The sequence below is a fragment of the Paraburkholderia susongensis genome, from assembly GCF_900177725.1.
GTDB lineage: Bacteria > Pseudomonadota > Gammaproteobacteria > Burkholderiales > Burkholderiaceae > Paraburkholderia > Paraburkholderia susongensis.
In genome coordinates this window covers 62,581-77,627 of sequence record NZ_FXAT01000012.1, presented here as the reverse complement: position 1 = coordinate 77,627, position 15,047 = coordinate 62,581, and the positions used below count along the sequence as shown (strand labels likewise).

Below are 15,047 nucleotides of genomic sequence, written 5' to 3'. Positions count from 1 at the left end.
AGGCGCACGAACCGATCATCCGCCTACCTTCAGGAGACACAGCATGGCATCCCTTGAGACTACCGAGCACCCGGCTGGCTTCGCCGCCGACACCGTGCGCGCAAGCAACCCCGATGCGGTGACCGGCTATCGCCGCTTCACGCTCGGCGCATTCGAGTTCATGCGCGACGAGTACTTCGTCAAGATTCACTGGCCCGCGAAAGGCCAGACCCGCACCCACGCCGTTCCCGCCGATGCATTCCTGCGCGCGATGATGCGCGACGTGGCCTGGGGCTTCTTCTACGGCTGGGTCAATTTCGATCACGTGTTCGGCACGCGCAATCACTACGGCAAGGTCGACGTGTACGCCGGTTCGTTCAACGGCATCATGAAGGATGCGGGCGTGGACTATATGGAGACCTTCGAAACGCCGACGATCATGGCGACCTTCAAGGCCATCCTGCACGACTGGACCAACGAAGGCTTCGACCCGTTCGCGGCGCCGGAAGAAACCGGCACCGCATTTGGCCGCAAGCATGGCGGCAACGATGCCGCGATCGAGCGCACGCGTATCGCGACGCGCCGCATGCCGGGCCTCGAAGGCGACTCGCCGCTGCGCAACGATCTGCCGGTGAACCGCGCGTTTGCCGATGTCACGCAGGACGAACCGGAAGTGCACGTCGAGCCCGGCTTCGAAGGCCAACTGCATGCGTTCAATCTGTTCAAGTATCTGTCGCGCTCGGATGTCACGTGGAATCCGTCGGTCACGTCGGTATGCGGGCAGAGCCTGTTCTGCCCGACCACCGAGGAATACATCCTGCCGGTCTTTCACGGCAACGATCGCGTGGAGTGGTTCCTGCAGCTCTCCGATGAAATCGTCTGGGATATCGGCGACAAGAACACCGGCGCACCGCGCGCGCGTATCACGATGCGGGCCGGCGACATCTGCGCGATGCCCGCCGATATCCGCCACCAGGGCTATTCGACGAAGCGCTCGATGCTGCTCGTGTGGGAGAACGCGACGCCGAACCTGCCAAAGCGTTATGAGAGCGGCGAGCTGAAGCCGTATCCGGTCGACTTCTGACTCAAGCGCCGACATTAAGCGCCCGCATCTACCGAGGATCATTCATGCAAACCCAACTGTTCATCGACGGCCGCTTCACGGACGCCGTCGAAGGCGGCACGATCGATGTGCTCAATCCACACGACGGCTCGCTGATTACGAAGATCGCCGCCGCCACCGCCGCCGATGTCGATCTCGCGGTGCAAGCCGCCACGCGCGCGTTCCCGAAATGGGCCGCGCTGCCCGCCGCCGAACGCGGCCGTCTGTTGCTGCGTCTGGCCGATGCGATCGAGGCGAACGCCGAGGAACTCGCGCAACTCGAATCGCTCGACACGGGCCACCCGATCCGCGATTCGCGCTCGCTCGACGTGCCGCGCACCGCCGCATGCTTCCGCTACTTCGGCGGCATGGCCGACAAGCTGCAAGGCTCGGTGATCCCCGTCGAAACCGGCTTTCTGAACTACGTGCAGCGTGCGCCGATCGGCGTGGTCGGGCAGATCGTGCCGTGGAATTTTCCGCTGATGTTCACGAGCTGGAAGATGGGCCCTGCGCTCGCCGCAGGCAACACGGTCGTGCTCAAACCTTCGGAGATCACGCCGCTCTCCACGCTGCGTATCGTCGAACTGATGGCCGAGGTCGGCTTTCCGGCGGGTGTCGTCAACATCGTCGCGGGCTACGGTCATACCGCCGGGCAGCGGCTCGCCGAGCATGACGGCGTCGGCAAGATCGCGTTCACCGGTTCGACCGCGACTGGGCGGCGCATCGTCGAAGCTTCGCAGGGCAATCTGAAGCGCGTTCAGCTCGAACTGGGCGGCAAGGGCGCGAACATCGTGTTCGACGACGCGGATCTCGATGCGGCGATCAACGGCGCCGCGTGGGCGATCTTCCACAACCAGGGGCAGGCATGCATTGCCGGATCGCGTCTGATCCTGCATGAGCGCATCGCTGATGCGTTTCTCGAACGCTTCGTGTCGCTCGCCGCGTCGATTCGCGTCGGCAATCCGCTCGATGCCGGGACGGAGATGGGGCCGCTCACGTCGAAGCAGCATCTCGAACGCGTGCTGGCCTTCGTCGATATCGCGCGTCAGCAGGGCGGTCGTGTGCTGACGGGGGGCACCGCGCCGGACGACGCGGCACTCGCCAACGGCTACTACGTGCGGCCCACCGTGATCGAAGCCGCGAGTTCGAAGGACCGCATCGCGCAGGAAGAAGTGTTCGGTCCGTTCGTGACTGTGCTGCGTTTCCGTACCGACGAAGAAGCGCTCGCGATTGCCAACGGCACCGATTACGGACTCGGCAGCGGACTGTGGACGCGCGACCTGTCGCGCGCGCACCGGACGGCCGGGCAGATCCATGCGGGTATGTGCTGGATCAACTGCTACAAGCGCGTCAATCCGGGCAGCCCGTTCGGCGGCGTCGGGCAGTCGGGCTATGGGCGCGAGATGGGCTTCGAGGCGATGCACGACTATACGGAAGCCCGTTCGGTGTGGGTCAACGTCGACGGCAACGTGCCGCCGCATTTCCGCCGCTGAGGTTCGCATGGAGCGCTTCGTCTATCAGGGCACGCCGTCGCGCGTGGTGTTCGAATGGGGCGCGCTCGCCACGCTGCCGGCGGAAATCGAGCGGCTCGGTGCGCGCCGCGCGCTGATTCTCGCGACGCCCGAGCAGCGGTCATTGGCCGGCGAGGTCGCGCGCGTGCTCGGCGCGCGCGCGGCGGGCGTGCATGCGCAGGCGGTGATGCACGTGCCGGTTGAAGTGGCGCGCGCCGCCCGCGATGCGGCGGCCGCACTCGACGCCGACTGCTGCGTCGCGGTGGGTGGCGGCTCGACCGTCGGCCTCGGCAAGGCGATAGCGCTCGAATCTTCGCTGCCGATCATCGCGGTGCCGACCACGTACGCGGGCTCCGAGATGACGCCGATCTACGGCCTGACCGAAGGCCGTCTGAAACGCACCGGACGCGATCCGCGCGTGTTGCCGCGCACGGTGATCTACGATCCGTCGCTGACGCTCTCGTTGCCCGCGGGCATTTCGGCGGCATCGGGCGTCAACGCGATGGCGCACGCGGTGGAAGCGCTCTATGCGGAAGACGCGAACCCCGTCATCAGCCTGATGGCGGAAGAATCGATTCGCGCGCTGGGCGAAGCACTGCCCGTAATCGTGCGTACCCCTGAAGATGCCGCGATGCGCAGCCGCGCACTCTACGGCGCGTGGCTCGCGGGCACATGCCTCGGTGCGGTGGGAATGGCGCTGCACCACAAGCTTTGCCACACGCTGGGCGGCACGTTCAATCTGCCGCATGCGCAAACTCATGCCGCCATGCTGCCGCATACGGCGCACTATAACCATGCCGCCGCTCCCGGCGCGCTCGCCCGCGTGGCGCGCGCGCTCGGCGGCAAGGATGCGGCCGACGCGGGCCCGCTGCTATTCGAGCTGAACCGTGCGCTCGGCATTCCGGCGGCGCTCGAACAGATCGGCATGCCCGAGGCGGGGCTCGACGAAGCGGCGGACCTCGCGTGCAAGAACCCATACGTCAACCCGCGTGCCGTGGAGCGCGACGCGATTCGTGCGCTTTTGCAGCGCGCATGGCAAGGCGCGGCGCCGGCCTGATCGCCGCTGCGGCGAAAAGAACTGGATCTGGAGGAAGACATGTCGACGGATAACAAAGAGGCCGAGCTGGCCCTGACCGACCAGGTGGTCGCGAGCTTCGCGAACACGCGCGACGAGCGCTTGCGCACGCTGATGCAAAGCCTCGTGCGGCATATGCATGCATTCGTGCGCGAGGTCGAGCCGACGGAAGCGGAGTGGATGACGGCTATCCGCTTTCTGACCGACACCGGCAAGATGTGCGACGACCTCGTGCGGCAGGAGTTCATCCTGCTGTCCGATACGCTGGGCGTGTCGATGCTCGTCGATGCGATCAATCATCGTTACGCGACGGGCGCGACCGACACGACCGTGTTCGGACCGTTCTACATTCGCGGCATGCCCGAGCGCGCATACGGCGAGAACATGGCGTTCAGCCCCGGCACGCCGGCGCTCGTGCACGGCCGCGTGTTGTCCACGGACGGCACGCCGGTCGTAGATGCGGTGCTCGACGTGTGGCAGACGGCGGAGAACGGCATGTACTCGGGGCAGGACACCGCGCAGCCGCACGGCAATCTGCGCGGGCGCTTCCGCACCGACGCCGAGGGCCGCTACGCGATTTCGACGATCGTGCCGGTCAGCTATCCAATCCCGACCGATGGCCCGGTTGGGCGCATGCTCGACGCGACGGGGCGGCATCCGTGGCGTCCCGCGCATCTGCACTTCATGATCGACGCGCCAGGGCATCGCACGCTCGTCACGCATCTCTTCGACGAGAACGACCGGTATCTGAACTCGGATGCGGTGTTCGGCGTGAAGCCCTCGTTGATGGTCGCGTATCGCGAGCGCGCCGCGGATCACGAACTCGGCCGCAGGTTCGGCTTCAAAGGTCCGTTCCGCGAAGCGCATTACGACTTCGCACTCGACCGGAGCTGAATACGATGGCACGTTATTTCGCGGTTTTTGCCACCGACAAACCCGGCATGCGCGAGGTACGCGAACGGGTACGCCCGGTCCATCGGACCTGGTTGCGCGGCGCCGCGCATCGCGGTGTGTTCGTGCGCCTCGGCGGTCCTACACTCGCGCCGCAATGCGATGCGATGAACGGGACCTTGCTGGTCGTCGAAGCGGAGGGCATCGACGAAGTGAGGGAGTTCGTCCGCAACGATCCCTATATGCAGGCGGGGCTTTTCGATACGGTCGAGATCCGTCCGTGGGATTGGAGCCTCGGCAATCCCGAGCGGCGAGTCTGAGCGATGAACAGGACGCCGCTGTGTCTGCTCGCCGACGTGCCGGATGGCGGCGCGCGCGTGGTCGATGTGCCGGACGGCTCGGCGCCCGTGGTGGTGGTGCGGCGCGGCGAGCGGGTGTGGGCTTATGCGAACCGGTGTCCGCACTTCTCGGTGCCGCTCGACTTCGAACCCGGCGATGTGCTGTGCTATCGCGCACAGGTGCTGATGTGCGCGCATCACAGTGCGCTGTTCCGGTTCGAGGATGGCCACTGCATCGAAGGTCCGTGCGCGGGGGCGAGTCTGGATGCGGTGCGGGTTGAGATCGGCGACGGGGGGTGGGTTGTGCTCGACCATTGACCGGCGCATACCCGTCACAACGGCAACGCATGCGTCGACAGAATCTCCTTCAGAACGATAAAGCTCCGAACCTGCCGCACGCCCGGCAGATAGAGTAACTGCTCAGCGTGAAGCCGGTTAAAGCTGTCGTTGTCGCGCGTGCGCACGAGCATGAAGTAGTCGAACTCGCCTGTCACGACGTGGCACTCGATGCAGCCAGACACTTTCTGCGCAGCCTTCTCGAATGCGGCGAATGTCTCGGGTGTCGAGCGGTCGAGCACGAAGCCGATGACGACCAGCATCCCCGCGCCAAGCGCCCTGGCATCCAGCAGCGCGACGACGCCGCGGATCAACCCGCTCTCCTTCAGACGTTCGACGCGCCTCAGGCACGCCGGCGCACTCAGCTTCACCTTCGCGGCGAGACTGACGTTCGAGATCGACGCATCCTGCTGGAGATGCCGAAGGATCGCGCGATCGATGCGATCCAGCGTGGGCGCTCCATCTCGTGGAGCAGCGGATTTCCTGGTTAATTTCATTGTGCCTAAACAGGTAATGGCGAACTAAATATGCTTCTACCACGTATTGATCGATATTAACGTAGGTGGATTTCATTGATTTCGCAAGCTCATTTCTGACGATACTGCCTATCATTTTTCCATCGTGATGCGAGCCGCCGGTACGCGCCCAACATACCGGCCGAGACTCGCGGAGCCCGCGAGCTTATCCCTACGGAGGCAATCGATGGACCTGCAACGCTTTCCCCGCTATCCGCTAACGTTCGGGCCCACCCCCGTGCAGCCGTTAAAGCGCCTGAGCGAATACCTGGGCGGCAACGTCGAGTTGTACGCCAAGCGCGAGGACTGCAACAGCGGACTGGCGTTCGGCGGCAACAAGACGCGCAAGCTCGAATACCTGGTTTCCGATGCTCTCGCGCAAGGCTGCGACACGCTCGTGTCGATCGGCGGCATTCAGTCGAACCAGACACGCCAGGTTGCGGCCGTGGCTGCGCATCTTGGAATGAAGTGTGTGCTCGTTCAGGAGAACTGGGTCAACTATAACGACGCTGTGTACGATCGCGTCGGCAACATCGAGCTGTCGCGGATCATGGGCGCCGACGTGCGGCTCGTGCCGGACGGCTTCGACATCGGGATCCGCCCGAGCTGGGAGGAGGCGCTCGAAAGCGTGCGCAAGGCGGGGGGCAAGCCCTATCCGATCCCGGCGGGTTGCTCGGAACATCCGTTGGGCGGCCTCGGGTTTGTCGGCTTCGCCGAGGAAGTGCGGCAGCAGGAAGCGCAACTCGGTTTCAGGTTCGACTACGTCGTCGTGTGTTCCGTGACGGGCAGCACGCAGGCGGGCATGGTGGTCGGTTTCGCCGCCGACGGGAGAGCGGATCGCGTGATCGGCATCGATGCATCGGCGACACCGGAAAAGACCCATGCGCAGATCACCCGGATCGCGCGCCACACGGCCGAACTGGTTGGCCTCGGACAGGCCATCGATGAGCGGGACGTCGTTCTCGACGCGCGCTACGGCGGCCCCGAGTACGGGTTGCCGAGCGAGGGCACGCTCGAGGCCATTCGCCTGTGCGCGCGCCTCGAAGGGGTGTTGACCGATCCGGTCTATGAAGGCAAGTCGATGCAAGGGATGATCGACAAGGTACGCCGCGGCGAATTCGAGGCGGGTTCCAAAGTGCTCTACGCACATCTTGGCGGCGCTCCGGCGCTGAGCGCGTATAGCTTCATCTTTCGCAACGGGTGACGCGGCACGCTGAAGGAATTCCCGATACTCACTTTCCGTTTGGCGCGGCCTCAAATTCAGCGTGCGCTTCGGTCCGGTCTCCAATCTGCCCGGATCCGAAGCGTCCGGCGCGAATTCACCGGGATACGGTTGCCGTGAGGTCGTGCCGACCCTTGCGCGTCTTCATCACGCCCGCAACGAGCGCCGCGCCCATTACGAGGCCGCCCGCCACGACGTAGAGCGCCATGTCGGTGCGTCCCGTCATCTCCTTGATCGAGCCGATCATGTACGGCGAGACGAAGCCCGCGAGATTGCCGATCGAGTTGATCATCGCAATGCCTGCGGCCGCGGTCACGCCGCTCAGGAACGAGGTCGGCACGGCCCAGAAGAGCGAGGGAATCGACAGTACGCCCATGTTGGCGACGCACAACGCGACGATGCCGAGCACCGGCTCGCTTTGCCAGGCGACGCTCAGCATGAAGCCCACGGCCGCCATCGAGAATGCGGCGATCAGATGCCATTTGCGCTCGCGAAAGCGGTCGGCGCTGTAGCCAAAGGCCACCATGCAGACGATTGCGCACAAGCCCGGCACGGCGTTGAGCAGGCCGATGGCGAGCGCGTCTTTCGCGCCCATGCGTTGGATGAGCGTGGGCATCCAGAAGCTGATTGCATAGAGTCCCACGTTGTAGAGAAAGTAGATCGCGACGAGTGCCCACACATAGCCATTCGTGAGCAGTACGCGGAAGCCGTGCGAAACTTTTACTCGGTCTTCAGCGGCCATGACATCGCTCAACCAGGCTTTTTCATTTGCGTTCAGCCAGTTGACCGTGCGAATTTCCTCGCTCATGTACAGGAAGATAGTGCCCAAAGACCGTCACGACGCCGGAGCCGATGCCGTTACTCGTCCTCGCGCAACGGCTCTATCAGGACGTGACGAGGTATGAAGCGCTGCTACAGCAGGTCGCGCCGATTCATCCGGCGTTTGCGCCTGTGAGCTTTCAGGCGTCGTTGCTATAGGCGCGGGGCCATCCGACGGATTGAGTTAGGAATGGGTGTCAGAAAGTACACCAGTCCTCGAAAGGTGTCTCGCCTTTCTTTTGGGGGGCATCGTCTACATACAATGACCACCGCAACGGTGGCTCAAGGGCCTCAAGCCTCCGTCGAAAGTGGTCTTGAGTCACAATCAGGTCAAGGTCTGGAAAGCCGCTTTGCACAGTCAATTCCAGTTCCTGATCGGGCAATAATCGAAGGCTGTTCGTAGCAGGCGGCAAACGTTCTGAGGAGTATTCAAAACGGTCATACTGCAATTGCTGATATCTGACCGGGGGCCGTTGCACGACTGACTGCGTTGGTTGCATCCCGAGACGTGTCTCGGTGGGTATGTCCACATACAAACACCAGTGATGCACGGTAAACAAACCTTCGTTTCTCAGTTTTGGCACCAGACGATACCGGTGCTCGTTGGCTTGCCGCTGCTGGTTCCGGATTAAAAGTTCTGCAACCAGACGCGGTGCTTTTCGGCGGTTCATGACGTCGCGAATAGCAAAGTCGTACATCGCCTCACAGGCTGTACCGCGTCTCTGATAGTACTTTTTGTCAAGTCGATTCTGGTAAGCGGTGTCGCCCTGCTCGACGTTGATAACGATGATTCTTTGACCTTCAGCGACGGTCAGTACATTGATATCAAAACCGGTGAACACTGGATCGGTGTTTGACGTGATGATTGCTGTTAGCTGGTCCTTTGTCACACGACCATTCGTAACCGGTTCGAGGTCGCCAGCAACATTTCGCTCGCCATCGACCTGCTCGCCAATCCCGTAGATGATAGTTCCGCCCGCCGCATTGGCGAAGGCTGTCACTTCTTTCACCAAAGTGCCTCGGGACTCAGGGGTTATGTCAGCCAAAGCCCGGCCAGCCTTGAACTCAAGATTAAGTGATTCTTCTACGATGCCATTAAGCGCCTGAACTGTCTCTAGCGAGTCGTACATTCGCGCTCTCCATTGAATGGTTCTGGGGTGCTACCAACGGCAGCGTACCACGCGCTTCGGATGCAGCAGGCCGCGCCAGCTCCTCTGGCGTTTACGCCGACTCGTTTTAGCGCCTCTATTGATTAGCAGTATATTCGCGCGCCCGTTCCGCTAGGCGCGCCTTCAATGCCACTATTTGCTTGGAAATGTCCATGGCGGCCTTGTGGGTGCGTTCGAGGCAGGGGGTCATAGGATCGATCCCTTGTTGTTAGCGATTAGGTTCAAGACCATCTTGAAGTTGCCCCAGTACAGGTTCATATCACCGTGGAGCAGTTCGACGTCTTGCTCTAATGATGGTTCGTACAGACCGCAGATCATTCGCAGTTCATCTGTCTCCCTGCGGGCTGCCAGATAGCGTTGGTCGAATTTCCATTCGCCAATTTGAGCATTCAAGTTGATATCTATGCTGTCCTGTGAGAATTCGCGGCCTATGGCACTCAACTGTCGATGCGCCGTAGCTAGTCGGTCAAGCGCAAGGTTTCTTTCCTTCTCGCGCCATTCACTCTCCCGCTTCAGCGTCTCAAGCTTGATTTGAAACCGCTGATTGTTGCGTTGCGTGAACATCTGGAAAATAGACGTTAGACCGGCGCCGGCCAATGCGGACGAACCGGCAACGATTGACGTGAAGATAGCAGTATCCATATTGAGTTGAGCGATGTAGGAAAGTAACCCTATCATCGCATGCAAATGAAATATGAAGTAATGCGGACTGTGAGCAGATCGACCGTCTCCAGGCAGAGGGCGTACACGTTACGCACGGTGTATCACTCGCGACGATGCAGACCGTCACGACGCTAGACGAGACACCCTTGCTTGTGCTCGTGCAACGCGTTCTATCAGGACGTGACGCGATACGACACACTGCTACAGCAGGCCGTACCGGTTCATCCTGCATTCCCTCTGGAGGCATTCGAAGCCGATCTTTTCTAAAGCGACGCTTCGGGCCGGATAACCTCAGCTACATAGATCGGAAATGTCGAATGGACACTATCCATGAACGCATCGATAAGGGCGAGCATGGCGTCGTCTGCTGATCTAACGACAGTGGCTGTATGCGATTCAGTTTTGCTACACAGTCATTGAATTCATGGAACGTGCCTCGCCTAGCAATCTGAACGGTCAGGTCTCCGAGTCGAGCGTTGTGAGGCGATGTGTCGGTAATGCCATGTGACTGCTGAAGTGTATCGAGCGTAGCACGGCGATTGGTGGAAAGAATGAGCGCTTTTGCATATGCGGAAGTGCCATAGTAGAGTTCAAGCGGCCTTATTTCCAGCGGTGCCCGTGTTGCTGCTTCATAAAAAAGACGGCCTTGGCGTAAGCATGCGGCGATCGCTTCAGCCTGTCTGGCATTCGGCATCCAGCCTGGACTCGCGCGGATGTTCTTCTTCAGGTTTTCTGTGCTTTCGAGATACTGAATTTCGATCATCTTATGACCTTCGGCTCTGTGTCGAAGTGGTTTGTTAGGACGGTCCGCTACCGCGTTATCTAGTAGGCTACCATGACCGACGACGTGACCTTGACCGTCAACGGGGCAAGCATCGCGGGCTGGAAGAGCGTCCGCATCACGCGCGGCATGGAGCGTATTCCGGCCGACTTCGATATCTCGATGACTGAGCGTTTTCCCAACGCGGAAAAGGTCGTCGTGATGGAAGGCGATCCGTGCATTGTGAAGATCGGCGCGGATGCCGTCGTTACCGGATACGTGGACCGCGTAGCCGAATCGGTCAGCGCAACCACGCATACGCTTTCGGTATCGGGGCGCGGCAAGTGTGAGGACCTGGTGGACTGCGCGGCACAGTTCGATTCGTTCCAGTTCGTCAACATGGAGACTGCCGACATTGCAGCGCAACTCGCGCAGCCATTCGGGATTACGCTCAAGGCGCTGGCTCCGGGCATGCTGCACCCGCAGGTCTGTCTCAATGTCTGCGAGTCGCCCTATGCCGTGATTGACCGCCTCTGCAAGCCCGCGCAGGTGCTGTGTTACGAGGACGCAGACGGCGACCTCGTTATCGGGCCTCTCGCGACAGTCGAAGCGGCGGGGGATTTGCGCTGGGCATCAATGTCGAGCAGGCGGGCTACACGCGCGATATCTGGCAGCGCTTCAGCGAATACCGCGTCTATCTGATTGGGACCGCCTCCACGTGCACGGTGCCAATCACGTCAAAGCCCGCGGTGGCCTCGCGGTATTGCGGCGGCAAAAAATTCCTGCACATGCGGCGGTAGTCGCCGAGAAAAAAATGCTCGTCGTAGTCGTCGGTGAGCCAGGGGAAATGTCCGTCGTCGAGGTCCCAGAAATGATGATGGGCGTCGAAGATCGGCAAATCGAAGCCGAGTGCGTTGCGTGCCGCGGAAGTCATCGGAAAGTCCTTGAAGTCGGGTTCGACGGATCGCTGGAGCCATTGGATCCGTTCGGGTCAATGAGACCGATGGGACGGTAGATCCGCATCGCTGTCTCGTAAAAAAAGCTTGCTGCTCGTCAGCGCTCCTCCGGTTGTCGTGGTGCGCCGTTGCCGCTTACCAGCGTGCGCCGAACGTTGTCTTCAACTCTTCGATCTGCTGGGCGTCGAGCGGCTCGATGCGCTTGCCCTGCGCCTGCATCATCAGGAACAGGCGCGCGGTTTCCTCGAGTTCCTCCAGCGTGGCGGACGCCTCGCGCAGACTGCGATGCCACACCACCGGCCCGAGCCGGTCGAGCAGTACACCACGCACCGAGCCGGCCAGTTCGCGCACGCGCTCGGCCACCTGCGGGTCGCCGGGGCGGCGGTACGGAATCAGCGGAACGTGGCCGACCTTCATCACGTAGTACGGCGTGATAGGCGGCAGCACGTCGTTCTCGCTCCAGACGCCCGCGAGCGTGAGTGCGACGAGGTGCGTCGAATGCGTGTGCAGCACGGCGTGCGTGTCGGGCTGATGGTCGTAGACGGCTCGATGCAGTGCGAGCGTTTTGGACGGCTTGTCGCCGGCCACCCATTCGCCCGCCGTGCTCACCTTGGCGATGCGCGCGGGATCGAGGTCGCCGAGGCAGGCGTCGGTGGGGGTGATGAGCCAGCCGTCGTCGAGCCGGGCGCTGATGTTGCCCGCTGTGCCCGCGGTGTAGCCGCGCTCGAAGAGGCTTTTGCCGATGCGCGCGATCTCTTCGCGCAGCGTGCTTTCCTGATTCATGAAAGTCCTGGTCATGCCTGAAGCGCAAGGGCCCGGCTGAAGAAGTCCGTGCCGCCAAAATTGCCGGATTTGAGCGCGAGCGCGATATCGCCCTCGGGGCCGTCGCCGAGCGTCCAGGGCACGCCCGGATCGATCGGCGCGCCAATGCGCAGCCGCGACACGCCGAGTGCCTGCACCACCGCGCCCGAGGTTTCGCCGCCCGCTACCACGAAGCGGCGCACGCCGCGCCGCGAGAGTTCGCGCGCGATCGCGGCCAGCGCTCCCTCGACGAGTTGCCCCGCGCGCTCGACGCCGAGCTGTGCCTGAATCGCACCAAGCTCGTTGGGTGTGGCCGTGGCGTAAAGGAGCACGGTGGCGTCCGCATGCTGCTCGAAGAAGGCGAGCGCCTGCTCGACCACGGGTTCGCCGGCGGCCAGCGCGAGCGGGTCGATGCGCAGCGCGGGGCGGCTCGCGCGCCAGTGCGCGACCTGCGCCTGACTCGCGCGCGAGCTGCTGCCCGCGAGCACCACCGCGCGCCCGCCCACGGCGGGCAGTTGCGCGGCTTCTTCGCCTGCCCCCAGCAGCCCGGCGCGCCGGAAGTTCTCCGGCAGGCCGATCGCGAGGCCCGAGCCGCCAGTGAGTAGCGGCGCGTCGGCGAAGGCGCGGCCGAGCGTGCGCAGGTCGTCGTTGGAGACGGCATCGGCGATCGCGAGGCGCACACCTTGCGCGCGCAGCGTGGCGGCCGCGTCGCGCGTGGCCGATGCGCCGGCGGCGATGGCGTCGTAACGCAGCAGGCCGGTCGCGGCCGTGCTCTGCGCGGCCAGCACGCGCACGAGGTTCGGGTCCGTCATGGGCGTGAGCGGGTGCTTTTCCATGCCGGACTCGTTGAGCAATGCATCGCCGACGAACAGATAGCCGCGATACACCGTGCGGCCGTTCTCGGGAAACGCGGGGCAGGCGATGGCGAAATCGGTGCCGAGCGCATCCATCAGCGCCTGCGCGACCGGGCCGATATTGCCCGCGGCCGTGGAGTCGAACGTCGAGCAATACTTGAAATAGAACTGGCGGCAGCCCTGCGTCTTGAGCCACGCGAGCGCGGCGAGCGACTGCGCGATGGCGTCTGCGGCGGCGATGGTGCGCGACTTCAGCGCGACCACGAGCGCGTCGGCGGCAACGGGCCCGGCGCTGTGCGGCACGTCGATGAGCTGCACCGTGCGCATGCCGCCGCGCACCAGCATGCTGGCGAGATCGGTCGCGCCGGTGAAATCGTCCGCGATGCAGCCGAGCAGGGGCGCGTTCGCGGCTGTTTCCGGGATATAGGTCATTGCGTTGCTCTCCTCAGTGCGAACCGATTATAGCCGCAATGTTCTGATATGTTAAAACATGATAGGAAAGTTGACTAATATGGTAATGAAAGTTAAATTTGTTTCGGAGCAACGGGCGATCAATCGATCAATAGCTCGCGCATCCGCTCGCTGACGAAGTCCGCAGCCGGGCGGCCACCAAACCACTGGGTACACCCCTTATGAACTTCGAACTGCTTTTCCGTGCGGGTGCGCAACGCACACATTCCGTATCAGGCTCGCCCGAACCGGAGGTCGTCCGCTATGCGCTGACCGGTGCTGGCGGAGGCTTTGCGCGCACGCTGCTCGCGCAAACGCGCCTGATCGGCCGCCTGATGCCAACGGTGCTGTGCGACCTGGATCTCGCGGGGCTGCGTAAGCTGTGTCTCGAGCTCGGCTACGAGGCCGCGTCGCTCGTCGAGTGTGCAAACGCCGAGGCCGTGCGTGCCCTCGCGCCTCGCCAGATCGCGCTGGTGAGCGACGTGAATCTGCTCGACCCCGCCGCCTTCGACATCCTTGTCGAGGCGACCGGCAACCCGTCGGTCGGCTATCGCGCCGCGCGTGCCGCGTTGCAGGCAAAGTGCCACGTCGCGATGGTCAGCAAGGAAGTGGATGCCGTTGCCGGGGTCGCGCTCGCGCGGTTCGCGGCGAATCAGGGCGTGGTGTACACGACTGCGGACGGCGACCAGCCGTCGAACCTGATCGGCTGGGTCTCATGGGCGCGCACGCTCGGCCTCGACATCGTGGCCGCGGGCAAATCGAGCGAGTACGACCTCGTCTTCGACGCGGCTTCGGGAGAGGTGACGCAGCTCGACGAACGCTTTCCCGCGCCCGAGCTCGCGAGCCTGATGACGCTCGGCGACGACGTGGCCGCGACGCTGGCCGCGCGGCGCGAGGCGCTGCGAGGACGCAAGACCTCGGCCACGGCCGACTACTGCGAAATGAGCGTGGTCGCAACGAATACGGGCCTCGTGCCCGACGTGGAATTGCTGCACTACCCGATAGCACGCACCACCGAACTCGCCGACATCTATGCGCTCCGGGAAGACGGCGGCGTGCTTTCGCGTCGAGGCGTGATCGACGTGTTCAACATGCTGCGACGTCCGGACGAGGCGAGCTTCGCGGGCGGCGTGTTCGTGGTCGTGCGCACGCACGATGCGCCCACCTGGGCGTTGCTCGCGCAGAAGGGCCACGTCGTGAGCCGCAACGGCCGCTATGCATGTCTTTATCTGCCGTATCACTTCATGGGTGTCGAAACGCCCATCACGCTGCTCGAGGCCGTGCTGCACGGCCGCCCGACGGGCGCCGCCCGGCCCACGCAATGCGCGGTGCTGGCCGGCCGCGCAACGACGCCGCTCAAAGCGGGCACGGTGCTGCAGATGGGCGGCCACCATCACGACGTGGCCGGTGTGCAAGCCGTGCTGCTCGAACGCAGTGCCGCGGGCGCGAACGTCGCGCCGCTTTACCTGGCCGCGCATGCGACGCTCGTGCGCGACGTCGCGGCGGGCGAGCTGCTGACGCTCGACCATCTGCAAGGCGTGGACGAAGCCCTGCTGGGCGCATGGCGCGCCGGCACGGTTTGACACGTGCAACGTATAGGGGACCG

18 protein-coding genes are annotated in these 15,047 nt (G+C 63.2%); 10 read left to right on the top strand and 8 right to left on the bottom strand.

Annotated elements, in window-relative coordinates:
* Positions 1-43 precede the first annotated feature (43 nt).
* Genes B9Z01_RS27290 through B9Z01_RS27265 form a run of 6 tightly spaced genes read left to right on the top strand, consistent with a single transcriptional unit; the run spans position 44 to position 5,214 of the window.
* Positions 44-1,063 carry a hydroxyquinol 1,2-dioxygenase gene (locus B9Z01_RS27290; RefSeq protein ID WP_085488672.1) on the top strand — a complete coding sequence of 340 codons (1,020 nt, stop codon included), beginning with the start codon at positions 44-46 and terminating at the stop codon, positions 1,061-1,063.
* A gap of 44 nt (positions 1,064-1,107) precedes the next feature.
* Positions 1,108-2,574 (top strand): aldehyde dehydrogenase family protein, encoded by a 1,467-nt coding sequence (locus B9Z01_RS27285; protein WP_085488671.1) that lies wholly within the window; start codon positions 1,108-1,110, stop codon positions 2,572-2,574.
* Between the two features lie 7 nt (positions 2,575-2,581).
* Complete coding sequence (locus B9Z01_RS27280) at positions 2,582-3,649, top strand: maleylacetate reductase (protein ID WP_085488670.1); 1,068 nt, start codon at positions 2,582-2,584, stop codon at positions 3,647-3,649.
* A 39-nt stretch (positions 3,650-3,688) separates the two neighbouring features.
* A complete protein-coding gene (locus tag B9Z01_RS27275; RefSeq protein WP_085488669.1) occupies positions 3,689-4,561 on the top strand; it encodes an intradiol ring-cleavage dioxygenase in 873 nt (290 codons plus the stop codon).
* Positions 4,562-4,566: 5 nt separating this feature from the next.
* Complete coding sequence (locus tag B9Z01_RS27270) at positions 4,567-4,878, top strand: YciI family protein (protein ID WP_085488668.1); 312 nt, start codon at positions 4,567-4,569, stop codon at positions 4,876-4,878.
* A gap of 3 nt (positions 4,879-4,881) precedes the next feature.
* Entirely contained in the window at positions 4,882-5,214 is a 333-nt protein-coding gene (locus B9Z01_RS27265) for a Rieske (2Fe-2S) protein (protein ID WP_085488667.1), read from the top strand.
* A 14-nt stretch (positions 5,215-5,228) separates the two neighbouring features.
* Here B9Z01_RS27265 and B9Z01_RS27260 read toward each other — a convergent pair whose 3' ends face one another.
* The gene (locus B9Z01_RS27260; protein ID WP_085488666.1) at positions 5,229-5,729 is read right to left on the bottom strand and encodes an Lrp/AsnC family transcriptional regulator; all 501 of its coding nucleotides are present in this window, start codon (positions 5,727-5,729) and stop codon (positions 5,229-5,231) included.
* 205 nt (positions 5,730-5,934) lie between these two features.
* Here B9Z01_RS27260 and B9Z01_RS27255 point away from each other — a divergent pair, with 205 nt between their 5' ends.
* Positions 5,935-6,951, top strand: coding sequence for a 1-aminocyclopropane-1-carboxylate deaminase (locus tag B9Z01_RS27255; RefSeq protein ID WP_085488665.1), 1,017 nt, complete (start codon positions 5,935-5,937; stop codon positions 6,949-6,951).
* 115 nt (positions 6,952-7,066) lie between these two features.
* On the opposite strand, the gene B9Z01_RS27250 is transcribed toward B9Z01_RS27255, so the two are convergent.
* Positions 7,067-7,798 (bottom strand): MFS transporter, encoded by a 732-nt coding sequence (locus B9Z01_RS27250; RefSeq protein WP_143809080.1) that lies wholly within the window; start codon positions 7,796-7,798, stop codon positions 7,067-7,069.
* A 23-nt stretch (positions 7,799-7,821) separates the two neighbouring features.
* Between B9Z01_RS27250 and B9Z01_RS36705 the strand changes: the two genes are divergently transcribed.
* Entirely contained in the window at positions 7,822-7,947 is a 126-nt protein-coding gene (locus B9Z01_RS36705) for a hypothetical protein (RefSeq protein ID WP_275937527.1), read from the top strand.
* Between the two features lie 38 nt (positions 7,948-7,985).
* Here B9Z01_RS36705 and B9Z01_RS27245 read toward each other — a convergent pair whose 3' ends face one another.
* From B9Z01_RS27245 to B9Z01_RS35135, 3 genes are all read right to left on the bottom strand, one after another.
* Entirely contained in the window at positions 7,986-8,918 is a 933-nt protein-coding gene (locus B9Z01_RS27245) for an AlbA family DNA-binding domain-containing protein (RefSeq protein ID WP_085488663.1), read from the bottom strand.
* A gap of 225 nt (positions 8,919-9,143) precedes the next feature.
* Complete coding sequence (locus tag B9Z01_RS27240) at positions 9,144-9,599, bottom strand: hypothetical protein (protein WP_143809079.1); 456 nt, start codon at positions 9,597-9,599, stop codon at positions 9,144-9,146.
* A 316-nt stretch (positions 9,600-9,915) separates the two neighbouring features.
* Positions 9,916-10,383, bottom strand: coding sequence for a YaaC family protein (locus tag B9Z01_RS35135; RefSeq protein WP_143809078.1), 468 nt, complete (start codon positions 10,381-10,383; stop codon positions 9,916-9,918).
* 72 nt (positions 10,384-10,455) lie between these two features.
* On the opposite strand from B9Z01_RS35135, the gene B9Z01_RS27230 reads away from it, so the two are divergent.
* The gene (locus B9Z01_RS27230) at positions 10,456-11,082 is read left to right on the top strand and encodes a phage baseplate assembly protein (RefSeq protein WP_143809077.1); all 627 of its coding nucleotides are present in this window, start codon (positions 10,456-10,458) and stop codon (positions 11,080-11,082) included.
* On the opposite strand, the gene B9Z01_RS27225 is transcribed toward B9Z01_RS27230, so the two are convergent.
* The 3 genes from B9Z01_RS27225 to otnK all read right to left on the bottom strand — a co-directional run bounded on the left by B9Z01_RS27225 (position 11,075) and on the right by otnK (position 13,423).
* On the bottom strand, positions 11,075-11,314 hold the full coding sequence (locus B9Z01_RS27225) for a hypothetical protein (protein WP_085488659.1): 240 nt from the start codon (positions 11,312-11,314) through the stop codon (positions 11,075-11,077). The genes B9Z01_RS27230 and B9Z01_RS27225 overlap by 8 nt on opposite strands.
* A gap of 157 nt (positions 11,315-11,471) precedes the next feature.
* The gene (otnC, locus tag B9Z01_RS27220; protein WP_208626244.1) at positions 11,472-12,119 is read right to left on the bottom strand and encodes a 3-oxo-tetronate 4-phosphate decarboxylase; all 648 of its coding nucleotides are present in this window, start codon (positions 12,117-12,119) and stop codon (positions 11,472-11,474) included.
* 11 nt (positions 12,120-12,130) lie between these two features.
* Positions 12,131-13,423 (bottom strand): 3-oxo-tetronate kinase, encoded by a 1,293-nt coding sequence (gene otnK, locus B9Z01_RS27215; protein ID WP_085488657.1) that lies wholly within the window; start codon positions 13,421-13,423, stop codon positions 12,131-12,133.
* 200 nt (positions 13,424-13,623) lie between these two features.
* Between otnK and B9Z01_RS27210 the strand changes: the two genes are divergently transcribed.
* Positions 13,624-15,024: a homoserine dehydrogenase gene (locus tag B9Z01_RS27210; RefSeq protein ID WP_085488656.1), complete on the top strand. Its 1,401-nt coding sequence runs from the start codon at positions 13,624-13,626 to the stop codon at positions 15,022-15,024.
* The last annotated feature ends 23 nt before the right edge of the window (positions 15,025-15,047 follow it).